The sequence below is a fragment of the Pseudomonas sp. X10 genome, assembly GCF_054889225.1.
The window spans coordinates 4,537,598-4,561,744 of record NZ_CM142677.1 but is presented as its reverse complement, the minus strand read 5'-3'; the positions used below and the strand labels follow the sequence as shown (position 1 = coordinate 4,561,744).

Annotated in this window: 26 protein-coding genes; 17 read left to right on the top strand and 9 right to left on the bottom strand. The window is 62.5% G+C overall.

The genetic code is table 11. From position 1 onward, the window contains the following. Window positions 1-230 precede the first annotated feature (230 nt). The 14 genes from ACYU03_RS20790 to ACYU03_RS20725 all read left to right on the top strand — a co-directional run bounded on the left by ACYU03_RS20790 (window position 231) and on the right by ACYU03_RS20725 (window position 11,173). Window positions 231-1,040 (top strand): ATP-binding cassette domain-containing protein, encoded by an 810-nt coding sequence (locus ACYU03_RS20790; protein WP_461886511.1) that lies wholly within the window; start codon window positions 231-233, stop codon window positions 1,038-1,040. Continuing rightward, window positions 1,040-1,837, top strand: coding sequence for a lipid asymmetry maintenance ABC transporter permease subunit MlaE (gene mlaE / locus ACYU03_RS20785; RefSeq protein WP_461886510.1), 798 nt, complete (start codon window positions 1,040-1,042; stop codon window positions 1,835-1,837). Before ACYU03_RS20790 ends, mlaE begins: the two co-directional genes overlap by 1 nt. Beyond that, window positions 1,837-2,304: an outer membrane lipid asymmetry maintenance protein MlaD gene (mlaD, locus tag ACYU03_RS20780; RefSeq protein WP_461886509.1), complete on the top strand. Its 468-nt coding sequence runs from the start codon at window positions 1,837-1,839 to the stop codon at window positions 2,302-2,304. The genes mlaE and mlaD overlap by 1 nt, the downstream gene beginning before the upstream one ends. A 9-nt stretch (window positions 2,305-2,313) precedes the next feature. Next, window positions 2,314-2,952, top strand: coding sequence for an MlaC/ttg2D family ABC transporter substrate-binding protein (locus ACYU03_RS20775; protein WP_461886508.1), 639 nt, complete (start codon window positions 2,314-2,316; stop codon window positions 2,950-2,952). Further along, window positions 2,949-3,251 carry an STAS domain-containing protein gene (locus ACYU03_RS20770; protein ID WP_461886507.1) on the top strand — a complete coding sequence of 101 codons (303 nt, stop codon included), beginning with the start codon at window positions 2,949-2,951 and terminating at the stop codon, window positions 3,249-3,251. The genes ACYU03_RS20775 and ACYU03_RS20770 overlap by 4 nt, the downstream gene beginning before the upstream one ends. Before the next feature lie 118 nt (window positions 3,252-3,369). Beyond that, window positions 3,370-3,609 carry a BolA family protein gene (locus ACYU03_RS20765; RefSeq protein WP_028689666.1) on the top strand — a complete coding sequence of 80 codons (240 nt, stop codon included), beginning with the start codon at window positions 3,370-3,372 and terminating at the stop codon, window positions 3,607-3,609. Between the two features lie 23 nt (window positions 3,610-3,632). Then, window positions 3,633-4,898, top strand: coding sequence for a UDP-N-acetylglucosamine 1-carboxyvinyltransferase (gene murA / locus ACYU03_RS20760; protein ID WP_461886506.1), 1,266 nt, complete (start codon window positions 3,633-3,635; stop codon window positions 4,896-4,898). A 92-nt stretch (window positions 4,899-4,990) separates the two neighbouring features. Further along, the gene (gene hisG, locus ACYU03_RS20755) at window positions 4,991-5,626 is read left to right on the top strand and encodes an ATP phosphoribosyltransferase (protein WP_043213301.1); all 636 of its coding nucleotides are present in this window, start codon (window positions 4,991-4,993) and stop codon (window positions 5,624-5,626) included. A gap of 126 nt (window positions 5,627-5,752) precedes the next feature. After that, on the top strand, window positions 5,753-7,078 hold the full coding sequence (gene hisD, locus ACYU03_RS20750; RefSeq protein ID WP_461886505.1) for a histidinol dehydrogenase: 1,326 nt from the start codon (window positions 5,753-5,755) through the stop codon (window positions 7,076-7,078). 2 nt (window positions 7,079-7,080) lie between these two features. Next, window positions 7,081-8,130: a histidinol-phosphate transaminase gene (gene hisC / locus ACYU03_RS20745; RefSeq protein ID WP_461886504.1), complete on the top strand. Its 1,050-nt coding sequence runs from the start codon at window positions 7,081-7,083 to the stop codon at window positions 8,128-8,130. Between the two features lie 183 nt (window positions 8,131-8,313). After that, window positions 8,314-8,961 (top strand): FadR/GntR family transcriptional regulator, encoded by a 648-nt coding sequence (locus ACYU03_RS20740; protein WP_461886503.1) that lies wholly within the window; start codon window positions 8,314-8,316, stop codon window positions 8,959-8,961. A 14-nt stretch (window positions 8,962-8,975) separates the two neighbouring features. Continuing rightward, window positions 8,976-10,256, top strand: a complete 1,281-nt coding sequence (locus tag ACYU03_RS20735; RefSeq protein ID WP_461886502.1) for a CynX/NimT family MFS transporter — start codon at window positions 8,976-8,978, stop codon at window positions 10,254-10,256. Window positions 10,257-10,360: 104 nt separating this feature from the next. Further along, entirely contained in the window at window positions 10,361-10,831 is a 471-nt protein-coding gene (locus ACYU03_RS20730) for a nuclear transport factor 2 family protein (RefSeq protein WP_461886501.1), read from the top strand. A gap of 42 nt (window positions 10,832-10,873) precedes the next feature. Then, window positions 10,874-11,173, top strand: coding sequence for a GIY-YIG nuclease family protein (locus tag ACYU03_RS20725; protein WP_461886500.1), 300 nt, complete (start codon window positions 10,874-10,876; stop codon window positions 11,171-11,173). On the opposite strand, the gene yejK is transcribed toward ACYU03_RS20725, so the two are convergent. Then, window positions 11,154-12,161 (bottom strand): nucleoid-associated protein YejK, encoded by a 1,008-nt coding sequence (gene yejK, locus ACYU03_RS20720; RefSeq protein WP_461886499.1) that lies wholly within the window; start codon window positions 12,159-12,161, stop codon window positions 11,154-11,156. The two genes, ACYU03_RS20725 and yejK, sit on opposite strands and share 20 nt — an antisense overlap. Window positions 12,162-12,555: 394 nt before the next feature. Between yejK and ACYU03_RS20715 the strand changes: the two genes are divergently transcribed. Further along, a complete protein-coding gene (locus ACYU03_RS20715) occupies window positions 12,556-12,837 on the top strand; it encodes an HU family DNA-binding protein (protein WP_461886498.1) in 282 nt (93 codons plus the stop codon). 50 nt (window positions 12,838-12,887) lie between these two features. On the opposite strand, the gene rlmF is transcribed toward ACYU03_RS20715, so the two are convergent. From rlmF to ACYU03_RS20690, 5 genes are all read right to left on the bottom strand, one after another. Further along, entirely contained in the window at window positions 12,888-13,847 is a 960-nt protein-coding gene (gene rlmF / locus ACYU03_RS20710; RefSeq protein ID WP_461886497.1) for a 23S rRNA (adenine(1618)-N(6))-methyltransferase RlmF, read from the bottom strand. A 201-nt stretch (window positions 13,848-14,048) separates the two neighbouring features. After that, window positions 14,049-16,895 carry a valine--tRNA ligase gene (locus ACYU03_RS20705; protein ID WP_461886496.1) on the bottom strand — a complete coding sequence of 949 codons (2,847 nt, stop codon included), beginning with the start codon at window positions 16,893-16,895 and terminating at the stop codon, window positions 14,049-14,051. A gap of 124 nt (window positions 16,896-17,019) precedes the next feature. Further along, window positions 17,020-17,379 (bottom strand): DNA polymerase III subunit chi, encoded by a 360-nt coding sequence (locus ACYU03_RS20700; RefSeq protein ID WP_461886495.1) that lies wholly within the window; start codon window positions 17,377-17,379, stop codon window positions 17,020-17,022. Between the two features lie 5 nt (window positions 17,380-17,384). Then, window positions 17,385-17,813 carry a DNA polymerase III subunit chi gene (locus ACYU03_RS20695; protein ID WP_461886494.1) on the bottom strand — a complete coding sequence of 143 codons (429 nt, stop codon included), beginning with the start codon at window positions 17,811-17,813 and terminating at the stop codon, window positions 17,385-17,387. Between the two features lie 49 nt (window positions 17,814-17,862). Next, window positions 17,863-19,356 carry a leucyl aminopeptidase gene (locus ACYU03_RS20690; protein ID WP_461886493.1) on the bottom strand — a complete coding sequence of 498 codons (1,494 nt, stop codon included), beginning with the start codon at window positions 19,354-19,356 and terminating at the stop codon, window positions 17,863-17,865. Window positions 19,357-19,643: 287 nt separating this feature from the next. Between ACYU03_RS20690 and lptF the strand changes: the two genes are divergently transcribed. After that, the gene (gene lptF, locus ACYU03_RS20685) at window positions 19,644-20,759 is read left to right on the top strand and encodes an LPS export ABC transporter permease LptF (protein WP_461886492.1); all 1,116 of its coding nucleotides are present in this window, start codon (window positions 19,644-19,646) and stop codon (window positions 20,757-20,759) included. Continuing rightward, entirely contained in the window at window positions 20,752-21,813 is a 1,062-nt protein-coding gene (gene lptG, locus ACYU03_RS20680; RefSeq protein ID WP_461886491.1) for an LPS export ABC transporter permease LptG, read from the top strand. The genes lptF and lptG overlap by 8 nt, the downstream gene beginning before the upstream one ends. A 52-nt stretch (window positions 21,814-21,865) precedes the next feature. Here the strand turns inward: lptG and ACYU03_RS20675 are convergent, their stop codons facing one another. From ACYU03_RS20675 to gcvT, 3 genes are all read right to left on the bottom strand, one after another. Then, window positions 21,866-22,354, bottom strand: a complete 489-nt coding sequence (locus ACYU03_RS20675; RefSeq protein WP_461886490.1) for an RDD family protein — start codon at window positions 22,352-22,354, stop codon at window positions 21,866-21,868. A 94-nt stretch (window positions 22,355-22,448) separates the two neighbouring features. Continuing rightward, window positions 22,449-22,661, bottom strand: a complete 213-nt coding sequence (locus ACYU03_RS20670) for a cold-shock protein (RefSeq protein WP_461886489.1) — start codon at window positions 22,659-22,661, stop codon at window positions 22,449-22,451. A gap of 348 nt (window positions 22,662-23,009) precedes the next feature. Then, complete coding sequence (gcvT, locus tag ACYU03_RS20665) at window positions 23,010-24,131, bottom strand: glycine cleavage system aminomethyltransferase GcvT (protein ID WP_461886488.1); 1,122 nt, start codon at window positions 24,129-24,131, stop codon at window positions 23,010-23,012. Between the last annotated feature and the right edge of the window lie 16 nt (window positions 24,132-24,147).

Sequence of the window (24,147 nt, the reverse complement as noted above, 5' to 3'; positions counted from 1 at the left end):
ATGCCTGATGAAAGGCGCCGATTATAGCGGCAATGTGCGAAACCCTCATCCTGTGATTGTCATACGGTAGTCGCAGAAGCCTGTCGCTGCGCTGAACGAGTGCGGGGATGGCCTTGGGGGCGCCTGCCTGCGGTGCTATAGTTCGCCGCTGTCCGGCCCGCTCGGGGCGTGTGTGCCCTCATGATGGGGGCAGGCGTCCAGTTGACGAGGCTGCATCGCAAGGAGTCTAGATGAGTGTGGATAGCGCCTACGCGGTCGAGTTGAAGGGCGTCACCTTCAAGCGCGGTTCGCGCAGCATTTTCAACAATGTCGACATACGCATTCCCCGCGGCAAGGTCACCGGTATCATGGGGCCTTCCGGATGCGGCAAGACCACGCTGCTGCGCCTGATGGGCGCTCAGCTGCGCCCCTTCAGCGGCGAGGTCTGGGTCGCCGGTCAGAATCTGCCGACATTGTCGCGGGGCGATCTGTTCGACGCCCGCAAGCAGATGGGCGTGCTGTTCCAGAGCGGCGCCCTGTTTACCGACCTCGATGTCTTCGAGAACGTCGCTTTTCCGTTGCGCGTGCACACTCAGCTGTCCGACGAGATGATCCGCGACATCGTGCTCATGAAGCTGCAAGCGGTGGGCTTGCGTGGCGCCATCGAGCTGATGCCCGACGAGTTGTCCGGAGGTATGAAGCGCCGCGTGGCGTTGGCCCGGGCAATCGCCCTGGACCCGCAGATACTCATGTACGACGAGCCGTTCGTCGGCCAGGACCCGATCGCCATGGGCGTATTGGTGCGCCTGATCCGTCTGCTCAACGATGCCCTGGGCATCACCAGTATCGTGGTCTCCCATGACCTGGCCGAAACTGCCAGCATCGCCGACTACATCTATGTGGTAGGCGATGGCCAGGTACTGGGGCAGGGAACTCCCGATGAATTGATGGGGTCGGACAACCCACGTATCCGTCAATTCATGAAGGGCGACCCGGATGGCCCGGTGCCTTTCCACTTTCCCGCGCCTGACTACCGCGCCGATCTGCTGGGGGCGCGTTGATGCGCAGAAAATCCTTACTCGAACGTATTCGCCTGTTCGGTCGCTCGGCCATCGACATCCTGGCCGTGCTGGGCCGTTCCTGCTTGTTCCTCGGTCATGCGCTGATCGGTCGTGGTGGCATCGGCGGCAGCTTCCAGTTGCTGGTCAAGCAGCTCTACTCGGTCGGTGTGCTGTCGCTGGCGATCATCGTGGTGTCGGGCGTCTTCATCGGCATGGTGCTGGCGCTGCAGGGGTACAGCATCCTCACCAAGTACGGCTCCGAGCAGGCGGTGGGGCAGATGGTCGCCCTGACGCTGTTGCGCGAGCTGGGGCCGGTGGTCACCGCCTTGCTATTCGCCGGGCGCGCAGGTTCGGCGCTGACCGCCGAGATCGGCAACATGAAGTCCACTGAACAATTGTCGAGCCTGGAAATGATCGGCGTCGACCCGCTCAAGTACATTGTCGCCCCGCGCCTGTGGGCTGGTTTCATCTCCCTGCCGATGCTGGCGCTGATCTTCAGCGTGGTCGGTATCTGGGGTGGTTCCTGGGTGGCGGTGGACTGGCTGGGTGTCTACGAGGGGTCGTTCTGGGCGAACATGCAGAACAGTGTTTCCTTCACCGACGATGTGCTCAACGGGTTGATCAAGAGCCTGGTCTTTGCCTTCGTCGTCACCTGGATCGCCGTATTCCAGGGGTACGACTGCGAACCCACCTCAGAGGGGATCAGCCGTGCCACCACCAAGACCGTGGTCTATGCCTCGTTGGCAGTCCTGGGTCTGGACTTTATTCTGACCGCCTTGATGTTTGGAGATTTCTGATGCAAAACCGCACCCTGGAAATCGGTGTCGGCCTTTTCCTCCTGGCCGGGATCCTGGCGTTGCTCCTGCTGGCCCTGCGTGTCAGTGGCCTGTCCGCCAGCCCGAGCAGCGATACCTATAAAGTTTATGCTTACTTCGACAATATCGCCGGTTTGACGGTCAGAGCTAAGGTGACCATGGCCGGCGTGACCATCGGCAAAGTCACGGCCATCGATCTGGATCGCGACTCCTACACCGGTCGGGTGACCTTGCAACTGGACAAGAGCGTCGACAACCTGCCGACCGACTCCACTGCCTCGATCCTGACTGCCGGGTTGCTCGGCGAGAAGTACATCGGCATCAGCGTGGGCGGCGAAGACGCGTTGCTCAAGGATGGCAGCACCATTCACGACACTCAGTCCGCCCTGGTGCTGGAAGATCTGATTGGCAAGTTCCTGCTCAATTCTGTTGGCAAAGAAGCTAAATAAGGAGTTCCCATGATCTCTATCCTGCGACGTGGGCTGCTGGTCCTGCTGGCGGCTCTGCCTTTGGTTGCCGGTGCAGCACCGGCCTCGCCCAAAGACGTGATCCAGAACACGACTGATCAACTGCTGGCCGACCTGACGGCCAACAAGGAGCAGTACAAGACGAACCCGAGCGCTTTCTATGATGCGCTCAATGCCAACCTCGGCCCCGTGGTCGACGCCGATGGCATTTCGAAGAGCATCATGACAGTCAAGTATTCACGCAACGCGACCCCGGAGCAGATGCAGCGCTTCCAGGAAAACTTCAAGCGCAGCCTGATGCAGTTCTACGGCAACGCTCTGCTGGAATACAACAACCAGGGTATTACCGTTGGCAATGCCAGGCAGGATGGTGATGACCGTGCCAGTGTCGACATGACCGTCAAGGGTAACAACGGGGCCGTCTATCCGGTGTCCTACACCCTGACCAAGATCGGCGGCGAGTGGAAGGTGCGCAACGTCATCGTCAACGGCATCAACATCGGCAAACTGTTCCGCGATCAGTTCGCAGACGCCATGCAGCGCAACGGCAACGACCTGGACAAGACCATCGACGGTTGGGCTGGCGAAGTGGCCAAGGCTAAGGAAACCGCCGAGCAGGAAGCGCAATGAACGACACAGGCGTGAGCATGGCTGAGCCAGGCGTCCTGCGCCTCGCCGGGGTACTGGACTACCGCAGTGGCCCGGCCCTGCGCAAGGATGGCAAGGCGCTGATCGCTGCCTGCCGCGAGCCCCGCCTGGTTCTGGACTGTACGGCGGTGGAGAAGTCCTCCAGCGTCGGTCTGTCGCTGTTGCTGGCGTTCATGCGCGATGCCCAGGCGGCGGGAAAGGCTTGCGAGCTGCGTGGCATGCCGCAGGACATGCAGGAAATCGCCGAGGTCTATGACCTGGATGAGGTGCTGGCGGGCTGATGGCCCGCCGCCAGTGGACGGCCCCTCGGTCAGCGCACCCGTTCTTGGGGTTCGCAGGCGAGGGGCTTTTTTGTATGATGGCCGACCCGCGCGCACAGGGCGCCGATTGAGGTTGAGCATGCAGGCCGTAGAAGTTAAAAGCTTCCTTGAAGAAAAATTGCCGGGAACCCGGGTCGAAGTTGAGGGCGAAGGCTGCAACTTCCAGTTGAACGTGATCAGCGACGAACTGGCCGGCCAGAGCCCGGTTAAGCGCCAGCAGGCGATCTATGCTCATCTGAACCCGTGGATCGCCAATGGCAGCATTCACGCGGTAACCATGAAATTTTTCAGCAGCGCAGCCTGGGCTGAGCGCACCTGAGCCAACTTGGCGGCGAGACTTTAATGGACAAACTGATTATTACTGGTGGCGTTCGCCTCGATGGCGAAATCCGCATTTCCGGGGCGAAGAACGCCGCCCTGCCGATCCTTTCCGCAACTCTGCTGGCCGATGGCCCGGTCACGGTTGGCAACCTGCCGCACCTGCACGACATCACCACCATGATCGAGCTGTTCGGCCGCATGGGCATCGAGCCGGTGATCGATGAGAAGCTGGCGGTCGAAATCGACCCGCGCACCATCAAGACCCTGGTCGCGCCTTACGAACTGGTCAAGACCATGCGTGCCTCGATCCTGGTGCTGGGGCCGATGGTCGCCCGCTTCGGCAAGGCCGAAGTCGCCCTTCCGGGTGGTTGCGCCATCGGTTCGCGTCCGGTCGACCTGCACATCCGCGGCCTGGAAGCCATGGGCGCGAAGATCGAGGTCGAAGGCGGCTACATCAAGGCCCAGGCGCCTGAAGGCGGCCTGCGCGGAGCGCACTTCTTCTTCGACACCGTCAGCGTGACCGGTACCGAGAACATCATGATGGCTGCCGCCCTGGCCAAGGGCCGCAGCGTGCTGCAGAACGCCGCGCGCGAGCCTGAAGTGGTCGACCTGGCCAACTTCCTCATCGCCATGGGCGCGAAGATCCAGGGCGCGGGCACCGACACTATCACCATCGATGGCGTCGAGCGCTTGCATTCGGCCAACTACCGCGTGATGCCCGACCGTATCGAGACCGGTACCTACCTGGTGGCAGCCGCCGTGACCGGTGGCCGCGTCAAGGTCAAGGACACCGATCCGACCATCCTCGAAGCGGTCCTTGAGAAGCTCAAGGAAGCTGGCGCCGACATTACCACCGGCGAAGACTGGATCGAACTGGACATGCACGGTAAGCGGCCGAAAGCCGTCAACCTGCGTACCGCGCCGTACCCGGCGTTTCCGACCGACATGCAGGCGCAGTTCATCTCGCTCAACGCCATTGCCGAAGGCACCGGCGCCGTGATCGAGACCATCTTCGAAAACCGCTTCATGCACGTCTACGAGATGCATCGTATGGGCGCGCAGATCCAGGTCGAGGGCAATACCGCTATCGTTACCGGCACCAAGACCCTCAAGGGCGCGCCAGTCATGGCTACCGACCTGCGGGCTTCGGCCAGCCTGGTGCTATCGGCCCTAGTGGCCGAAGGCGATACGCTGATCGACCGCATCTACCACATAGACCGTGGTTACGAGTGCATCGAGGAAAAACTGCAGATGCTGGGCGCGAAGATCCGTCGCGTACCGGGCTAGTCTGTGACCGGCGCAGGGACGCGCCAGCCGAACCGAATGCGGTCGGGCCTGTGGCCCGGCCAGCTGTAGCCGCTTAAGGACCGACGTTTCCCATGTTGACCATCGCGCTATCCAAGGGCCGTATTCTCGACGATACCCTGCCATTGTTGGCAGAGGCCGGTATCGTGCCAACCGAGAATCCGGACAAGAGCCGCAAGCTGATCATCCCCACGACCCAGGACGATGTGCGCCTGCTCATCGTGCGCGCCACCGACGTGCCGACCTATGTCGAGCATGGCGCCGCCGACCTCGGGGTGGCTGGCAAGGACGTGCTGATGGAGTATGGCGGCCAGGGCCTGTACGAGCCCCTGGACCTGCAGATCGCCCGTTGCAAGCTGATGACCGCCGGTGCGGTCGGTGCGCCAGAACCCAAGGGGCGCCTGCGCGTGGCCACCAAGTTCGTCAATGTCGCCAAGCGCTACTACGCCGAACAGGGGCGTCAGGTCGATATCATCAAGCTCTACGGCTCGATGGAGCTGGCACCGCTGATCGGTCTGGCCGACAAAATCATCGACGTCGTCGACACTGGCAACACCTTGCGTGCCAATGGCCTGGAGCCCCAGGAACTGATCGCGACCATCAGTTCGCGCCTGGTGGTCAACAAGGCGTCCATGAAAATGCAGCATGCCCGTATCCAGAGTCTGATCGACACCCTGCGCCAGGCTGTCGAATCGCGACACCGCGGCTGACCCGAACGCGCGACCATCGCTGTCGCGCCCGTCTATCCGCGTCATAGCCATTATTCTCGGGTGCCCGCGCGGATGGACTGGTAGCCTAGGGCGCCTGAGCATTCGCTAATAATCGAGGCCCTCGCCATGACCGTGTCCACTGCAATCGCCCGTCTCAATGCCGCCGACCCGGATTTCGCCCGACATCTGGATCATCTGCTGAGCTGGGAAAGTGTGTCCGACGACGGGGTCAACCAGCGTGTGTTGGACATCATCAAGGCCGTGCGCGAGCGCGGCGATGCGGCGCTGATGGAGTTCACCCAGCGCTTCGACGGTGTTGAGGCGGCCAGTATGAGCGACCTGATCCTTGGTCGTGAACGCCTTGAGCTGGCCTTGACCCGTATCACCCCAGCCCAGCGTGAAGCCCTGGAAAAGGCCGCGGACCGCGTGCGCAGCTACCACGAGCGGCAGAAGCAGGATTCTTGGCAGTACACCGAGGCCGATGGCACCGTGCTGGGCCAAAAGGTCACGCCGCTCGACCGTGCTGGCTTGTATGTACCGGGCGGCAAGGCTTCCTACCCCTCGTCGGTGCTGATGAACGCGATTCCGGCCAAGGTGGCGGGTGTCGGCGAAGTGGTGATGGTGGTGCCGACCCCGCGCGGCGAGGTCAACGAACTGGTGCTGGCGGCGGCGTGCATCGCCGGCGTCGACCGTGTGTTCACCATCGGTGGCGCCCAGGCCGTCGCGGCCCTGGCCTACGGTACCGAGAGTGTGCCCCAGGTGGACAAGGTCGTCGGCCCTGGCAACATCTACGTGGCCACCGCCAAGCGCCATGTATTCGGCCAGGTCGGTATCGACATGATCGCCGGCCCTTCGGAGATCCTGGTGGTGTGTGACGGTCAGACCGACCCGGACTGGATCGCCATGGACCTGTTCTCCCAGGCCGAGCATGATGAAGATGCCCAGGCCATCCTCGTCAGCCCGGATGGCGAATTCCTCGACCGAGTCGCTGCCAGCATCGACAAGCTGCTGCCAACCATGGAGCGTGCCGAGATCATTCGTACCTCGATCAACGGGCGTGGCGCGCTGATCCAGGTGCGTGACATGCAGCAAGCCATGGAAGTGGCCAACCGCATCGCCCCCGAGCACCTGGAGTTATCGGTGGCTGATCCGCAGGCCTGGTTGCCGCACATCCGCCATGCCGGCGCGATCTTCATGGGCCGCCACACTAGCGAAGCCCTCGGCGACTACTGCGCAGGCCCGAACCACGTGCTGCCGACGTCCGGCACTGCGCGGTTTTCCTCTCCACTGGGGGTCTATGACTTCCAGAAGCGCTCGTCGATCATCTTCTGCTCCGAGCAAGGTGCGTCCGAGCTGGGGCAGACCGCCTCGGTCCTGGCCCGTGGCGAGTCGCTGACCGCTCACGCCCGCAGCGCTGAATACCGCATCCTCACCGAGAAGAAGGGGAACTGAGCATGAGTCGATTCTGGAGCCCTTTCGTCAAGGATCTGGTGCCTTACGTACCGGGCGAACAACCCAAGCTGGCCCGCCTGGTCAAGCTCAACACTAACGAGAACCCCTATGGCCCGTCGCCCAAGGCGCTGGAGGCCATGCGCGGTGAGTTGAACGATAACCTGCGTCTGTATCCCGACCCGAACAGCGACCTGCTCAAGCAGGCGGTGGCCGGCTACTACGGCGTGCAGTCGAAGCAGGTGTTTCTCGGCAACGGCTCGGATGAGGTGCTGGCGCACATCTTCCACGGCCTGTTCCAGCACGGGGCGCCGCTGCTGTTTCCGGATATCAGCTACAGCTTCTATCCGGTCTACTGCGGCCTCTATGGCATTCCGTTCGAGGCGGTGCCGCTGGACGAACAGTTCCAGATCCGCATCGACGACTATCGCAAGGCCAACGCCGGGATCATCTTCCCCAACCCCAACGCGCCTACTGGCTGCCTGTTGCCGCTGGAGGCGGTCGAGCAGCTGCTGCAGTCCAACCGGGATTCGGTGGTGGTGGTCGACGAAGCCTACATCGATTTCGGTGGTCAGACGGCCATCAGCCTGGTGGACCGCTATGACAACCTTCTGGTCACCCAGACCCTGTCCAAATCGCGTTCGCTGGCGGGGTTGCGGGTTGGCCTGGCGGTTGGTCATCCAGATCTGATCGAGGCCCTGGAGCGGATCAAGAACAGCTTCAACTCCTACCCGCTCGACCGTATGGCGATCGTCGGTGCGGCGGCGGCGTTCGAGGATCGTGAGTATTTCGAGCAGACTTGCCGCAAGGTAATCGACAGCCGTGAGCTGCTGGTCAAGGAACTGACTGCGCGGGGCTTCGAAGTGCTGCCGTCGGCGGCCAACTTCATTTTCGCCCGTCACCCTCAGCAGGATGCCGGTGAGCTGGCGGCGCGCTTGCGCGAGCAGGGTGTAATTGTGCGGCACTTCAAGCAGGTGCGTATCGCTCAGTTCCTGCGGATTACCATTGGCACGCCAGAGATGAACCAGGCATTGCTCGACGCCCTGGACGGGTAACGCCGTAGCCTTGGGCGCAGCTCATTTCGGCATGCCCAATTCTTTCGGTTGACGCTGAGCTCGAGGTAGGGGCCTGCGTCGACCGCGAGAATTGAGGCGAAGATTAGGTATTGCGCCTTGCTCAGCGACGTATTCCACGGTTATCTTCCCTTTCTCAAATTCATCCGATGACTGGATGTAAGTATGACTCTATTGATCAAGCGCTCCCTGGTCGAGCAGGCCGTTGAACAATTGCGTGAGCGCATTGCTGGCGGCGCCTGGGCCGTTGGTCAGCGGCTGCCTACCGAACCTGAACTGGCCACGGAGCTGGGCATCAGCCGCAATACCGTGCGCGAAGCCATGCGGGTGCTGGCGTTCAGCGGCCTGGTGGAAATCCGTCAGGGCGATGGCAGTTACCTGCGCACAGCCCTGGATCCCTTGACGGCCGTTCAGGCGCTCTCGCAGTGCACCCCTGAGCAGGCCCGGGAGACTCGCCATATCCTCGAGGCCGAGGCCATCGGTCTGGCCGCTCTGCGACGTACGGAAGAGGACCTGCGAGGCCTGCGCGAAGCACTTAGGCGCAGCGCGGGGCATTTTCATGGTGACCTCGATGCATACATCGAATGCGACCTCATGTTCCACCAGCGCCTGATCGATGCTGCCCACAACCCGGCCCTGAGCGAGCTGTACCGATATTTTTCCGGGGTGGTGGCCGCTGCACTGCAACGCAACATGAGCACCGTGCCGCGATGCCAGGCGGTGTTCGACCTGCATGAGCAGATCCTCGACGCCGTCGAGCAACGCGACCCGGAGAGGGCCAAGGCCTTGAGCCGGACCCTCATCGAATCCTGAACAACGAGATGGCCATGGCTGAAGAACTGACCCGCAACACAGCTCCGCGCGAGGCGGAGCTCGATGAGCTGCTGATCGATGCCGAGGCGGATGACGAGCAGGTGCAACAGCAGCCAGTGCTGCTGCATAGACCCTGGTTGCTGCTGCTGGGCCTGGTGTTGGTGGCGTTGAACCTGCGTCCGGCGCTGTCGAGCATGGCGCCGGTGTTAGGCCAGGTGTCATCTAGCCTCGGCCTAAGCGCTTCCCAGGCCGGCCTGCTGACGACCCTGCCGGTACTTTGCCTGGGGCTGTTCGCACCACTGGCGCCGGTGTTGGCGCGGCGGTTCGGCAGCGAGCGGGTAATTTTGGGCATTCTCCTGACCCTGGCGGCGGGCATGGTCGTGCGCAGCGCCTTTGGCATTCCTGGGGTATTCCTCGGCAGCATCCTGGCCGGCGCGAGCATCGGTGTGATCGGCGTGCTGCTGCCGGGTATCGTCAAGCGTGATTTTCCGCAGCACGCTGGCACACTCACTGGCGTCTACACCATGGCCCTGTGCCTGGGCGCCGCCATGGCAGCCGGGGCGACCGTACCGCTTGCCCAAAAGCTGGGCGACAGTTGGGCGCTGGGCCTCGGCTTCTGGGCAGTACCGGCATTGCTGGCGATGCTGGTCTGGCTGCCCCAGGCACGGCAGGGCCATGGCGCACATCGGGTGGCCTACCGGGTGCGCGGCTTGCTGCGTGACCCGCTGGCCTGGCAGGTAACCCTGTACATGGGGCTGCAATCGTCGTTGGCCTACATCGTCTTCGGCTGGCTGCCCTCGATCCTCATCGGCCGTGGACTGAGCCCGACCGAAGCGGGATTGGTGCTGTCCGGTTCAGTGATCGTGCAGTTGATCAGCTCGCTCAGCGCACCTTGGTTGGCGACTCGTGGCAAGGACCAGCGCCTGGCCATCGTTATCGTCATGCTGATCACCCTGGCGGGGCTGTTCGGCTGCCTCTACGCGCCCCTGGATGGGCTGTGGGGCTGGGCGATCCTGCTTGGCCTGGGGCAGGGCGGGACCTTTGCCCTGGCCTTGACCCTGATCGTACTGCGTTCCAAGGATGCCCATGTCGCTGCCAACCTTTCCAGCATGGCCCAAGGGGTGGGCTACACCCTGGCGTCGATGGGCCCCTTCGCCGTGGGGCTGGTGCATGACCTCACTGGGGGTTGGGAGGCCGTCGGCTGGATCTTCGCTGTGTTGGGCAGCGGCGCCATCCTGTTCGGGCTCAAGGCCGGGCGGGCACTGCATGTGCAGGTGGTCAGCGAGCGGGTTTGAGCGCCTGCCTTGCGAGCGTCGATATTCATTTGATCTATAAATATGGCAGCGGACTGTGACGCGGATTATCGTGCAGGACACCCACCCGCCGGACGGAACAGCCTATGAGTGATACCAACCACGCCTTGATCACCCGCTTCTACCAGGCGTTCCAGCGCCTGGACGCCGAGGCCATGGTGGCCTGCTATAGCGACGACATCGTGTTCAGCGACCCGGCCTTCGGCACTTTACGCGGTAAGGATGTGGGTGACATGTGGCGCATGCTGGCGACGCGGGCGAAGAGCTTCTCCCTGACCTTCGACAACGTCCGCGCCGACGAGCAAAGCGGTGGCGCGCACTGGGTGGCGACCTACCTGTTCAGCCAGACTGGACGCACCGTGGTCAATGATATCCAGGCCCGCTTCGTGATCCGAGACGGGCTTGTCTGCGAACACCACGACAGTTTCGACCTGTGGCGCTGGTCTCGTCAGGCTTTGGGCATGCCGGGGCTGCTGCTGGGGTGGTCGCCGATCGTACGGAGCAAGGTGCGCCAGCAGGCACTTAAGGGGCTGCGTACATTTCAGGCGGGCCGCTGAGGCGGTAAGCTGTCGCCTTCTTTTGCCGTGCTGAAGCTGCCCGTGAGCGAAACACCTACTCCCAGCCCCGATAAACCCTGGTATGTCTACTTGGTGCGCGCCGCTAACGGCTCGCTGTACTGCGGTATCAGCGACGATCCGCAGCGGCGGTTCCTGGCGCATCAGAAGGGTCGCGGAGCACGTTACTTCAAGACCAGTCCGGCGCAGGCATTGGTGTATGTCGAGCAGTGGCCGGACAAGGCCGAGGCGCTGCGCCAGGAACGTTTGGTGAAGAAGCTGCGCAAGGCGGCGAAGGAGGCGCTGGTGGCCTCCTGGCAGGGGATCAGTCCTTGCGGCGTTTGAGCTGATCAATCAACTGGGTCGGCAGACCCTTGATGATCAGGGTGCCGGCTTCTTCGTCATACTCCACCTTGGACCCCAGCAAGTGGGCCTCGAAGCTGATCGACAGACCTTCGGCGCGCCCGGTGAAGCGGCGGAACTGGTTGAGGGTGCGCTTGTCGGCGGGGATTTCCGGCGACAGGCCGTAGTCCTTGTTGCGGATATGGTCGTAGAAGGCCCGCGGGCGCTCTTCGTCGATCAGGCCAGACAGCTCTTCCAAGGTGACCGGCTCGCCTGCCTTGGTCTGGCTGGTGGCGTACTCGACCAGGGTCTGGGTCTTCTCGCGTGCGGCTTCTTCGGGCAGGTCTTCGCTTTCCACGAAGTCGCTGAAGGCCTTTAGCAGAGTCCGGGTTTCGCCTGGGCCGTCGACGCCTTCCTGACAGCCGATGAAGTCGCGGAAGTAATCCGAGACCTTCTTGCCATTCTTGCCTTTGATGAATGAAATGTACTGTTTCGAGTTCTGGTTGTTCTTCCACTCGGACAGGTTGATGCGCGCAGCCAGGTGCAGTTGGCCAAGGTCCAGATGGCGCGAAGGGGTGACATCGAGCTCGGCGTTCACCGCCACGCCTTCGCTGTGGTGCAGCAGGGCGATGGCCAGGTACTCGGTCATGCCTTGCTGGTAATGGGCGAACAGCACGTGGCCACCGGTGGAAAGATTGGACTCTTCCATCAACTTCTGCAGGTGCTCGACCGCGACGCGGCTGAACGCGGTGAAGTCCTTTTCTTCCTCCAGGTACTGCTTTAGCCAGCCGCTGAAGGGATGGGCGCCGGACTCGGCGTGGAAGAAACCCCAGGCCTTGCCCTGTTTGGCGTTGTAACTGTCGTTGAGGTCGGCCAGGAGGTTTTCGATGGCATCCGACTCATTCAGTTCGGAGTCGCGGGCATGGAGCACGGCAGGGCTGCCATCGGGTTTCTTGTCGATCAGGTGAACGATGCAATGACGGATCGGCATGGGATTCTCGGCTGAAAAAGGGCGGTGCTGGGCCGCGCTGCAAAGTCGCCCAGTTTACCCCAGGGCGGGGATGATGCAGTGGTCAGATGTTGGCGGAAATGGCGGTTGTTCTTTTTTTGTTCAGTTTTCTGCGTTTTTTGTGTTTAACCCCCGAAAAACCTGCACAAAAGCGTTGTGGGAAGCGGATATTTATCCATTCCTGTGGTAGTTTTGCCCGGTCTTGTGCCTCTGTGTGGCGCATTGCTGGCAGATCGCTCGCGTCGGGTCGAACCAAACGCCGATTTTCGTATCTACATACGCGATTGACGAGGCCCGTCGGATTTTTGCAGGCCGGCCCGATGACCGACGTAGCACGCTGCTTATCTACTGAATTTGATAGGGAAGGAACACCACCATGGCATTGACCAAAGACCAACTGATTGCCGATATCGCCGAAGCTATCGATGCACCGAAGACCACCGCGCGCAACGCCCTGGAGCAACTGGGCCAGATCGTCGCCGACCAACTGGAAAACGGCGCTGAAATCACCCTGCCAGGCATCGGCAAGCTGAAAGTCACCGAGCGTCCTGCCCGTACTGGCCGCAACCCTTCGACTGGCGCTGCCATCGAAATCGCTGCCAAGAAAGTCGTTAAGTTCGTGCCTGCCAAGGTCCTGAACGACGCAGTCAACAAGTAATTGTTGAAGCTTTGCTGAAACCGCGCCCGGCTTGCCCGGACGCGGTTTTTTCATGCCTGGGATTTGCCCAGGCGGCGGAGGTGCCACGTCTGGCGTGCGGCGCTGTCGTGGAAGCTCCAGGCGACCATACGGCTCTGTTTCTGGCCTTGGCCCATCTCTACCACGCGCTGTGCTTGTACCCCGGCCTTCTTCAGGGCCGCTTCGATACCGGGCAGGTTGTTGACCTTGGACACCAGGCTGGTGAACCACAACACCTGATGGGCAAGCTGGGCGCTCTCTCCGATCAGTTGGGTGACGAAGCGAATCTCGCCACCTTCGCACCAGAGTTCATTGTTCTGCCCACCAAAATTCAGCACCGGCAGCTTGCGCTTGGGGTCGGCCTTGCCTAGTGCACGCCACTTGCGTTGGCTGCCCCGGGTTGCCTCTTCGCGGGAGGAGTGGAAGGGGGGATTGCACAGGGTCAGGTCGAACAGTTCGCCGTCCTTGAGCAAGCCCAAAAGGATGTGCTTGCGGTTTTCTTGTTGGCGCAGGCTGATGACCTTGCCCAGGCCGTTGGCTTGGATGATCGCCTTGGCCGAGGCCAGGGCCACCGGGTCGATGTCCGAGCCCAGGAAGCGCCAGCGGTAGTCGCTGTGTCCCAGCAACGGGTAGATACAGTTAGCGCCGACGCCGACGTCCAGGGCACGTACCTGGGCGCCTCGGGGAATCTCGCCAGCGTTCTCTTCGGCCAGCAGGTCCGCCAGCACATGCATATAGTCGGCGCGGCCGGGAATCGGCGGACAGAGGTAGTCGGCTGGAATGTCCCAGTGCTGGATGCCGTACTGAGCCTTGAGCAAGGCACGGTTGAATACGCGCACCGCCTCGGGGTTGGCGAAATCGATACTGGGTTTGCCGTGAGGGTTGGTGATCATGAAGCGGCCCAACTCCGGGCTGCTCTTGATCAGGCTGGGGAAGTCGTAACGGCCCTGGTGGCGGTTGCGCGGGTGCAGGGTGGGTTTGTTTTGGGTCATGGCAGACTCCGGTAAAGCGCCGTGAGCTGGTTGGGACCGCTGTGCGGCCCTATCGCGGCACAAGGCCGCTTCCATAGGGACTGCGTCGTTAGCCAGAATTTCTGGTCGACGCAAATCCCTTGTGGGGGCGGCCTTGTGTCGGGATCGACCGGGGGCGCGCACGTCGGCGTTGCCCTCGGCCTCCATTTCAGCGATGTCGGGTTACAGCGCAGCGATCCGCGCGTGCTGCTCGGTGAAGTTGGTCAGGGCCTGTTCGGCTTCGGCCAGCTTGGCGCGTTCCTTCTCGATCACCGCAGGCGGAGCCTTGTCGACGAAGGCAGCGTTGGACAGCTTGCCGCCGACCCGTTGCACTTCGCCTTGCAGACGCTGGATTTCCTTGTTCAGGCGGGCCAGCTCGGCATCCTTGTCGATCAAACCGGCCATTGGCACCAGCACCTGCAGGTCGCCGACCAGCGCGGTGGCGCTCAGCGGCGCTTCGTCCTGTTCGGCAAGTACAGTGAAGGACTCGATCTTCGCCAACTTTTTAAGCAGCGCTTCGTTTTCTTGCAGGCGGCGCTGGTCATCGGCGCTGGCGTTCTTCAGGAACAGCGGCAGCGGCTTGCCTGGGCCGATGTTCATTTCTGCACGGATGTTGCGCAGGCCAACCATCAACTGCTGCAGCCATTCGATATCGCCTTCGGCGGCGGTGTCGATGCGGCTCTCGTTGGCCACCGGCCAAGGTTGCAACATGATGGTCTTGCCTTGGATGCCGGCCAGTGGCGCCAGGCGCTGCCAGATTTCTTCGGTGATGAACGGCATGAACGGGTGGGCCAGGCGCAGGGCCACTTCCAGTACCCGTACCAGGGTGCGGCGGGTGCCACGGGCGCGCTCGACCGGGGCGTTTTCGTCCCACAGCACAGGCTTGGACAGCTCCAGGTACCAGTCGCAATACTGGTTCCAGATGAACTCGTAGAGGGCCTGGGCAGCCAGGTCGAAGCGGAACTGCTCCAACTGGCGGGTGACTTCGGCCTCGGTACGCTGCAACTGCGAGATGATCCAGCGGTCAGCCAGCGACAGTTCGTAGGCTTCGCCGTTCTGGCCGCAGTCCTCGCCCTTGTCCAGCACGTAGCGGGCGGCGTTCCAGATCTTGTTGCAGAAGTTGCGGTAGCCTTCGACACGGCCCATGTCGAACTTGATGTCGCGGCCGGTGGAGGCCAGCGAGCAGAAGGTGAAGCGCAGGGCGTCGGTGCCGTAGCTGGCGATGCCTTCCGGGAACTCGGCCTTGGTCTGCTTGGCGATCTTCTCGGCGAGCTTGGGCTGCATCATGCCGCTGGTGCGTTTTTCCAGCAGGGCGTCGAGGGTGATGCCGTCGACGATGTCCAGTGGGTCGAGGACGTTGCCCTTGGACTTGGACATCTTCTGGCCCTGGCCATCGCGCACCAGACCGTGGACGTAGACGGTCTTGAACGGTACCTGCGGGGTGCCGTCCTCGTTCTTCACCAGGTGCATGGTCAGCATGATCATCCGGGCGACCCAGAAGAAGATGATGTCGAAGCCGGTGACCAGCACGTCGGTGGAGTGGAAGGTCTTGAGGAGCTCGGTCTGCTGCGGCCAGCCCAGAGTAGAGAAGGTCCACAGGCCGGAGCTGAACCAGGTGTCGAGCACGTCGTCGTCCTGGCGCAGGACCATGTCGGCACCCAGGTTGTGCTTGGCGCGGACTTCCTCTTCGCTGCGGCCGACATAGACCTGGCCGGCCTCGTCGTACCAGGCCGGGATGCGGTGGCCCCACCACAGCTGGCGGCTGATGCACCAGTCCTGGATGTCACGCATCCAGGAGAAGTACATGTTCTCGTACTGCTTGGGCACGAATTGGATGCGGCCGTCTTCGACGGCGGCGATGGCAGGCTCGGCCAGCGGCTTGGTGGAGACATACCACTGGTCGGTCAGCCAGGGTTCGATGACGGTGCCGGAGCGGTCGCCCTTCGGTACTTTCAGCGCATGGTCATCGATGCTGACCAGCAGCCCGGCGGCGTCCAGGTCGGCGACGATCTGCTTGCGCGCGACGAAGCGGTCCAGGCCTGCGTACTGCGCGGGCAGGGTGGTGTCGATTTGATCGTTGACGCTGCCGTCGAGGTTGAACGCCTGGGCGCTGGCCAGCACCAGTGCGTTCTTGTCGAAGATGTTGAGCAGCGGCAGGTTGTGGCGCTTACCGACTTCGTAGTCGTTGAAGTCGTGGGCCGGGGTGATCTTCACGCAACCGGTGCCGAACTCGGGGTCGCAGTAGTCGTCGGCGACGATCGGGATGCGGCGACCGACCAGCGGTAACTCGACGAATTTGCCGATCAGGGCCTGGTAGCGCTCGTCGTTCGGGTTGACCGCGACGGCGGCATCACCGAGCAGGGTTTCCGGACGGGTGGTGGCGACCACCAGGTGGTCCTTGCCATCGGCCGTCTTGGCGCCATCGGCCAGAGGGTAGCGCAGGTTCCACAGGTGGCCTTTCTCGTCGTGGTTTTCCACTTCCAGGTCGGAGATTGCCGTGTGCAGCTTGGTGTCCCAGTTGACCAGGCGTTTGCCACGGTAGATCAAGCCGTCTTCGTGCAGGCGAACGAAAGCTTCCTTGACTGCCTCGGACAGGCCGTCGTCCATGGTGAAGCGCTCGCGGCTCCAGTCCACCGACGAGCCCAGGCGGCGAATCTGCCGGCTGATGTTGCCACCGGACTGCTCCTTCCACTCCCAGACCTTCTCCAGGAACTTCTCGCGGCCCAGGTCATGACGGTTCTGGCCCTTGGCTTCGAGTTGGCGCTCGACCAGCATCTGGGTCGCGATACCGGCATGGTCGGTGCCTGGCTGCCACAGGGTGTTGCGGCCTTGCATGCGGCGGAAGCGGATCAGGGCGTCCATGATCGCGTTGTTGAAGCCGTGGCCCATGTGCAGGCTGCCGGTGACGTTCGGCGGCGGGATCATGATGGTGTAGGAGTCGCCTGCACCTTGCGGGGCGAAATAGTTCTCCGACTCCCAGGTGTTGTACCAGGAAGTTTCGATAGCGTGCGGCTGGTAGGTCTTATCCATGCGCGGCGGGACCCTTTGGCATTTATTCAGGAAAGCCGAGAAGTATAACGGAGCCGCAAGCCGCAAGCGACTGTAGGAGCGCCGAAACGCCGCTCCTACAGAGGTCGTGCGATGCCTGGAGAGGTCACTCGGAGGATTGCTTGAGCAAGCGCTCCAGGCGTGCATCGAGGCGGCGCTTGATCTCGTTCTCGATGTGCGGGGTGAAGTCGTTGATCACGTCTTGCATGATCAGTTGCGCGGCCGTGCGCAGTTCGCTGTCCAGGTGCAACAGGGTGTCCTGGCGACGGGCCTGTGGGTCGTCTTGTGGCTGTGGCTCGGCTGTGGCCGGCGCGTTCCCGGCTGGCTCGTCGAGCAGCAGGGGAATCTGCTCGACCGTATCGGTCAGCAAGGGCGGTTGCAGGTCGGCATCGCCCAGCAGTTGGCGGATTGACTCGAGGTCGTCGAGCAGATGCGCGGATTGGGGCAGGGGAGTGGGCTTGTCCATCGTCGTTAAAGTCGCTGTAAGCGGTGGTCTTGCAGAGCATAGCCCTGTTCACGATAGAAACGGAATCGCTCGCGGGCGGATTGGCGTATGCCGGGTTCCTCCACGACGATTTCGGCAACCCGTTCGAACTGGGCGACGAAGCCTGGCACTGTCGCGCCCAGGTTGATCAGCAGGTCATGGTGTTCGCCGGCATCGCTGCCGATGCCCAGGGCGACCGTAGCATCGGGATGGTCTTCCGCTGGGTCATGGGGTACGAAGGCTTCGCCCTTGAAGCCCCACAGGCGCTCGTTCAGCGTGGCACGCTGTTCGGCATCCTGGCAATGCAGGTAGACCCGATGGCCCAGGCGCCAGGCTTTTTCGCACAGCTTGCAGGCAAAATCCAGGCGCGCCGACAGGGAATCGGTGGGCAGGATGTAGAAGTCGACTTTGCTCATGGTCAGGTCTGCCGGCCGGCGGCGCAGGGGCACCGCCGGCACTGTGGCATCAGGCGCTGGCGCGGTCCAGCAGGTACTGGGTCAACAGCGGTACGGGGCGGCCAGTGGCGCCCTTGTCCTTGCCTCCGCTGATCCAGGCGGTGCCGGCGATGTCCAGATGCGCCCAGTTGTAGGCTTTGGCGAAGCGCGACAGGAAGCAGCCGGCAGTGATGGTGCCGGCCTTCGGGCCGCCGATATTGGCGATGTCGGCGAACGGGCTGTCCAACTGCTCCTGGTATTCGTCGAACAGAGGCAGCTGCCAGGCGCGGTCGTCGGCGCGCTTGCCGGCGTCGAGCAACTGGTCGACCAGTTCGTCATTGTTGCCCATCAGGCCTGACGTGTGGCTGCCCAAGGCAACGATGCAGGCGCCGGTCAGGGTGGCGATGTCGATCACCGCCTGCGGCTTGAAGCGTTCGGCGTAGGTCAGGGTGTCGCACAGCACCAGGCGGCCTTCGGCGTCGGTGTTGAGGATCTCCACGGTCTGCCCGCTCATGGTGGTGACGATGTCGCCCGGACGGGTGGCGCCGCCGCTGGGCATGTTCTCGGCGCAGGCCAGCAGGCACACCAGGTTGATCGGCAACTGCAGTTCCAGGACCGCGCGCAGGGTGCCGAAGACGCTGGCGGCGCCGCACATGTCGAACTTCATCTCGTCCATGCCTGCGCCCGGCTTGAGGCTGATGCCACCGGTGTCGAAGGTGATGCCCTTGCCGACCAGAACGAACGGCTTGTCGCTCTTCTTGCCGCCCTGGTAGTTGAGCACGATCAGGCGTGGCGGCTGGTCGCTGCCCTGGCCGACAGCATGGAACGCGCCCATACCCAGGTCCTTGATCTTCTTCTCGTCGAGCACCTCGACCTTGAGGCTCTTGTATTCCTTGCCCAGGCTCTTGGCTTGCTCGGCGAGGAAGCTCGGGTGGCAGAGGTTCGGCGGCAGGTTGCCCAGGTCGCGGGTGAAGCCCATGCCGGCGGCGATGGCGCTGGCATGCTTGACGGCGCGCTCGACCTCGGCTTGGCCGGCTTTGTCGGTGAGCAGGGTGACCTTCTTCAGGGTGCGTGGCTCGGCCTTCTGGCTCTTGAAGCGGTCGAACACGTACTCGCCATCGAGCAGGGTTTCAGCTAGCAGGCGGAACTTGCCGTAGTGGGCGTCACGACCGCTCACCGCGATATCGTCGAGCGCCAGCACCGCGTCGTTGCCGCCGAGGTTTTTCAGTACGCTGGCGACGCTGTTGACCAGCTTGCGCCAGCTGCGGTCGCCCAAGGTCTCGTCCTTGCCGCTGCCGACCAGCAGCACGCGCTCGGCCTTCAGGCCCGGCAGGGTGTGGATCAGCAGGGTCTGGCCGACCTTGCCGGCCAGGTCGCCGCGCTTGAGCAAGGCGCTCAGGGCGCCGCTGCTGGCCTGGTCGACGGCCTTGGCAGTGTTGCCGAGCTTACGGCCCTCGCCAATGGCCAATACCAGAGTGGCGGTTTTCAAGGATGCTGCAGCTACGCTTTTTACAACCAGTTCCATGTCAGGTTCCCCGAATGATCTGTCAGTTCGCGCTGTCTGTGCAGGCGCTCGAAGCGGCCTGGCCGCGTGGACGCGTACCAGTGGAAAAGCTGCCAGTTTGAGGCCGCCGCGACCATGCTGACAACCCCGACATGCGGCTGGGTGCGGCGCCAAGTGACAGGCGCGGTCAATCACAGGATAATGCGCGCACTTTACATGGAGGTTCGCCCTTGGCGAACCGGCAATGGTCTTGGCTGTCTGTATCCTTTGTTTGGCTGTCCGAGCCTGACAACCCAGGAGTGTCTGGTTTGATCGTCTTCCGTTATCTGTCCCGCGAGGTCCTGGTGACCTTGAGCGCCGTCAGCGCCGTGCTGTTGGTCATCATCATGAGCGGGCGTTTCATCAAGTACCTGGCCCAGGCTGCCCAGGGCGCGCTCGACCCGAGCGTACTGTTCCTGATCATGGGCTATCGACTGCCGGGTTTCCTGCAGTTGATCCTGCCACTTGGCCTGTTCCTCGGAATCCTGCTGGCCTATGGCCGGCTCTACCTCGAGAGCGAGATGACCGTGCTCTCGGCTACTGGTATGAGCCAGCAGCGCCTGTTGGCCATGACCCTGGCACCCGCGGCGTTGGTCGCCCTGCTGGTGGCCTGGCTGAGCCTGAGCTTGGCGCCCCAAGGCGTGGACCGGGTGGCGCAGATCATCAATCAGCAGGACGCCCTGACCGAATTCGACACCTTGGTGCCGGGCCGCTTCCAGACTTTGCGCGATGGCACCCGTGTGACCTACACCGAGGAACTGTCGGACGACCGCGTCAACCTGGCTGGCGTGTTCATCTCCGAGAAGCGTTTCAACCAGGACAAGACCAAGGACCGCGGCCCTTCGGTGCTGGTCGCAGAGAAGGGCCACCAAGAAGTCCAGGCCGATGGCAACCGCTACTTGATCCTGGAGAACGGCTACCGCTATGACGGCAACCCCGGCCAGGCCGACTACCGCGCGATCAAGTACGACACCTATGGCGTACTGCTGCCCAAGCCTGAGGTCAGTGACGAAGTGACGGAGCGCGAAGCCATCCCGACCTCGCAGCTGTTTGGCAGTGACAACCTGCGCGAGCGCGCGGAGCTGCAATGGCGCCTGTCCTTGCCGTTGCTGGTGTTCGTCGTGACCCTGATGGCGGTGCCGCTGTCCCGGGTCAACCCGCGCCAGGGCCGCTTTCTCAAGCTGCTGCCGGCCATCCTCCTGTACATGGCTTACCTGACAATGCTGATTTCCGTACGCGGCGCCCTGGAAAAGGGCAAGTTACCGATCGCCCTGGGCATGTGGTGGGTGCATGGGCTGTTCCTGGCGATTGGCCTGCTCCTGCTGTACTGGGAGCCGCTGCGCCTCAAGCTGGCGGCGCGCCGTGGGGAGGTGACCCATGGTTAAGCTGGACCGCTATATCGGCAAGAGCGTATTGCTGGCGATCCTCGCTGTGCTGGGGATCATCCTCGGGCTGGCCTCGTTGTTCGCTTTCATCGACGAGATGGGCGACATCAGCGACACCTATACCCTCATGGACGCTGGCAACTTCGTCCTGCTGACCGCGCCACGGCGCCTCTACGACATGCTGCCGATGGCTGCTCTGATCGGCTGCCTGATCGGCCTGGGTAGCCTGGCCAGCAGCAGCGAGCTGACCATTATGCGCGCCGCCGGTGTCTCCATCGGCCGCATCGTCTGGGCGGTGATGAAGCCGATGCTGGTGCTGATGGTCGTTGGCTTGCTGATCGGCGAATACCTGGCTCCAGTGACCGAGAACAAGGCCCAGGCCGAGCGTTCCCTGGCCCAGGGCGGCGGTGAAGCGCAGAGTTCCAAACGCGGCATGTGGCACCGCCAGGGCGAAGAGTTCGTGCACATCAACTCGGTGCAGCCCAACGGCCTGCTGCTTGGCGTGACTCGCTACCGTTTCGATGACGAGCGGCATATGGTCTCTTCCAGCTTTGCCCGCCGGGCGCAGTACCAGGAAGATCACTGGCTGCTCAGCGATGTCAGCACCACGCATTTCCGTGGCGACCACACCGAAGTGATCACGGCACCGGAAGAGCGCTGGGACGTTTCGGTGACCCCACAGTTGCTCAATACCGTCATCCTTGCGCCGGAATCTTTGTCGATCACTGGGCTGTGGGACTACATCCACTATCTCTCCGAACAGGGCTTGAACAACGCCCGCTACTGGCTGGCGTTCTGGACCAAGGTTCTGCAGCCGGCCGTCACGGCGGCGCTGGTGCTGATGGCGATTTCCTTCATCTTCGGTCCGCTGCGCTCGGTGACCCTCGGCCAGCGTGTATTCACCGGTGTGTTGGTGGGCTTCGTGTTCCGCATCGCCCAGGACCTGCTCGGGCCTTCGAGCCAGGTGTTCGGCTTCCCGCCATTGCTGGCGGTAGTGATCCCGGCAGGGATCTGTGCCCTGGCGGGGCTATGGCTGTTGCGCCGCGCGGGTTGATGGCCGACATGATGTGAAAAAGCCGACCTCAGGGTCGGCTTTTTGTGAGCACTTACTTCTTCTGCTTGGGGATCCGCACCAGTTGGGTCTCCGAGTAAATGTCGTGCCAACTGCGCTTGCGCTTGTCATACAGCGACCAGAGAAAGCCCAGGCCCAGGCACAGCCAGGACGCAATCGATACGACGAAGCGCAGCAGCGCTTGCCACAGGCTGATGGCGGTGCCATCGGCGTTCTGTACCCGCACGCCCCAGACTTGCATGCCCAGGGTCTGGCCACCATGGGTCCAGAATTTGGCGAAGAAGGCGAACAGGGCGAACAGCAATACGGTGGAGAGCAGGGGATCACCATCCAGGGCGCCTGCTTCGGTGAGTTCGCGCATGCGCGCTTCGCCGATAATGGCCATCTGGATGAGCTTGTAGATGCCGGCGGTGACGATCAGCAGCGCAGTGCACAGCAGGAAGTCATAAAACATGGCGGCCAGGCGTCGGCCCAGGCCGACTGCCGGGAAGTCTCCCTGAGGGGTGAGCACGTGCTTGGGCATGCAATGAGGTTCCTTGCGAGAGAAAAGCCCATTCTACGGAATCGCGGGCACAAAAAAGCCCCTGCTGTTGCCAGCAGGGGCTTTTTATCGGAAATCAGCCTTCCGCGATAACTTCGTCGGCTTGCATGCCTTTCTGGCCTTGAACGGCGACGAAAGTCACTTTCTGGCCTTCTTTCAGGCTCTTGAAGCCGCTGCCCTGGATAGCGCGGAAGTGCACGAACAGATCCGGACCGCTCTCAGGAGTGATGAAACCAAAACCTTTTTCGTCATTGAACCATTTGACGGTACCGGATTGACGCTCAGCCATTGTCTTATTTCCTTTGAAACTTGAATTTTGATGACAGTTTCTTCCAGTTGGATGTGCTGGAAGAGTACTGGGCTGGGTTGCAGGAAAGTAAGAGACGTCAAACGGGTTGTAGCAAATCTCAGCGCTACTGCCCAGGTCACGAACCGTAGCGACCCATGCAAACACAGTTCAGTGACTCTACGCTAACTTCGACGACAAAAACAAGCCCTGCATACAGCTGGATTTCGACCTTTTTCCGGCCACCGGGAAAATCGCCGGACACGGCATGGCGCCTGCCTTTGCGCCATGTTCGAAAGTTATGGAACAGGTTCGAAATCGAATATGCCGGACCTGCTCCATCCGTGTGCATCAACCGCGGTAGTAGCGCTGTGCAACAAACGGCATCTTGCTCACTTTTAGTGCAACGCGCTTGCCACGGACCAATGCCCAGAGAGGGGTATCCAGGGCGGCATGTTCGCTGTCGACATACCCCATCGCCACCGGCCCGGCGAGCGTCGGACCAAAGCCACCGCTGCAGACTTTGCCGACCACCGTGCCCGCTTCATCGACGATCTCGGCATCTTCGCGTACCGGTGTCCGCTCCTGGGGTAGCAGGCCGACACGTTTGCGCGCCACACCCTCCCGTTGCTGGGCAAAAATCACTTCGGCGCCGGGGAATCCGCCAGCGCGCACGCCATCGGCGCGGCGGGGTTTGGAAATGGCCCAGAGCAGGCTGGCTTGCGCCGGAGTGGTTTGGGTGTTCATGTCGTGGCCGTACAGGCACAGGCCGGCTTCCAGGCGCAGGGAGTCGCGCGCGCCCAAGCCGATCGCAGCTACTTCCGGTTCGGCCAGCAGGCGGCGCGCCAGGGCCTCGGCGCTGGCAGCCGGTACGGAGATCTCGAAGCCGTCTTCACCGGTGTAGCCCGAGCGGCTGACATAGCAGTCTTCACCCAGCAGTGTGACGGCTTTGAACTGCATGAAGGTCATGTCGGCAACCTCTGGCGCCAGGCGCTTGAGCACCTCCACTGCCGCCGGTCCTTGCAGGGCCAGCAGGGCGCGCTCCTCGAACAGCGGCTGAACCTCGCATTGGCTGCCGATGTGCTGGCGCAGATGGGCCAGGTCCTGCTCCTTGCACGCGGCGTTGACCACCAGGAAGAGTTCATCGTTGCCCAGGTTGGCGACCATCAGGTCGTCGAGGATGCCGCCCTGTTCGTTGGTGAACATGGCATAGCGCTGCATGCCTACCGGCAGGTCGATGATGTCCACCGGCACCAGGGTTTCCAGGGCCTTGGCGGCTTGGGCGCCGCTCAGGCGGATCTGGCCCATGTGCGAGACATCGAACAGTCCGGCCTGCTCGCGGGTATGCAGGTGTTCTTTCATGACCCCCAGCGGATACTGGACCGGCATGTCATAGCCGGCGAACGGCACCATACGCGCGCCCAGTTCAAGGTGCAGGGCATGCAGCGGGGTCTTGTGCAGTGTTTCGGACATCGGTGGCTCCTTGGGT

Coding starts and splice junctions, on each gene's coding strand:
- rlmF (WP_461886497.1), bottom strand. CDS start 13,847: ATGACCCAAAACAAACCCACCCTGCACCCGCGCAACCGCCACCAGGGC.
- ACYU03_RS20675 (WP_461886490.1), bottom strand. CDS start 22,354: ATGCCCAAGCACGTGCTCACCCCTCAGGGAGACTTCCCGGCAGTCGGC.
- ACYU03_RS20695 (WP_461886494.1), bottom strand. CDS start 17,813: ATGAGCAAAGTCGACTTCTACATCCTGCCCACCGATTCCCTGTCGGCG.
- ACYU03_RS20705 (WP_461886496.1), bottom strand. CDS start 16,895: ATGGATAAGACCTACCAGCCGCACGCTATCGAAACTTCCTGGTACAAC.
- lptG (WP_461886491.1), top strand. CDS start 20,752: ATGGTTAAGCTGGACCGCTATATCGGCAAGAGCGTATTGCTGGCGATC.
- ACYU03_RS20730 (WP_461886501.1), top strand. CDS start 10,361: ATGAGTGATACCAACCACGCCTTGATCACCCGCTTCTACCAGGCGTTC.
- hisG (WP_043213301.1), top strand. CDS start 4,991: ATGTTGACCATCGCGCTATCCAAGGGCCGTATTCTCGACGATACCCTG.
- ACYU03_RS20715 (WP_461886498.1), top strand. CDS start 12,556: ATGGCATTGACCAAAGACCAACTGATTGCCGATATCGCCGAAGCTATC.
- hisD (WP_461886505.1), top strand. CDS start 5,753: ATGACCGTGTCCACTGCAATCGCCCGTCTCAATGCCGCCGACCCGGAT.
- ACYU03_RS20700 (WP_461886495.1), bottom strand. CDS start 17,379: ATGGACAAGCCCACTCCCCTGCCCCAATCCGCGCATCTGCTCGACGAC.
- ACYU03_RS20770 (WP_461886507.1), top strand. CDS start 2,949: ATGAACGACACAGGCGTGAGCATGGCTGAGCCAGGCGTCCTGCGCCTC.
- hisC (WP_461886504.1), top strand. CDS start 7,081: ATGAGTCGATTCTGGAGCCCTTTCGTCAAGGATCTGGTGCCTTACGTA.
- ACYU03_RS20775 (WP_461886508.1), top strand. CDS start 2,314: ATGATCTCTATCCTGCGACGTGGGCTGCTGGTCCTGCTGGCGGCTCTG.
- ACYU03_RS20690 (WP_461886493.1), bottom strand. CDS start 19,356: ATGGAACTGGTTGTAAAAAGCGTAGCTGCAGCATCCTTGAAAACCGCC.
- yejK (WP_461886499.1), bottom strand. CDS start 12,161: ATGCCGATCCGTCATTGCATCGTTCACCTGATCGACAAGAAACCCGAT.
- ACYU03_RS20790 (WP_461886511.1), top strand. CDS start 231: ATGAGTGTGGATAGCGCCTACGCGGTCGAGTTGAAGGGCGTCACCTTC.
- ACYU03_RS20765 (WP_028689666.1), top strand. CDS start 3,370: ATGCAGGCCGTAGAAGTTAAAAGCTTCCTTGAAGAAAAATTGCCGGGA.
- ACYU03_RS20740 (WP_461886503.1), top strand. CDS start 8,314: ATGACTCTATTGATCAAGCGCTCCCTGGTCGAGCAGGCCGTTGAACAA.
- ACYU03_RS20670 (WP_461886489.1), bottom strand. CDS start 22,661: ATGGCTGAGCGTCAATCCGGTACCGTCAAATGGTTCAATGACGAAAAA.
- ACYU03_RS20735 (WP_461886502.1), top strand. CDS start 8,976: ATGGCTGAAGAACTGACCCGCAACACAGCTCCGCGCGAGGCGGAGCTC.
- murA (WP_461886506.1), top strand. CDS start 3,633: ATGGACAAACTGATTATTACTGGTGGCGTTCGCCTCGATGGCGAAATC.
- gcvT (WP_461886488.1), bottom strand. CDS start 24,131: ATGTCCGAAACACTGCACAAGACCCCGCTGCATGCCCTGCACCTTGAA.
- mlaE (WP_461886510.1), top strand. CDS start 1,040: ATGCGCAGAAAATCCTTACTCGAACGTATTCGCCTGTTCGGTCGCTCG.
- mlaD (WP_461886509.1), top strand. CDS start 1,837: ATGCAAAACCGCACCCTGGAAATCGGTGTCGGCCTTTTCCTCCTGGCC.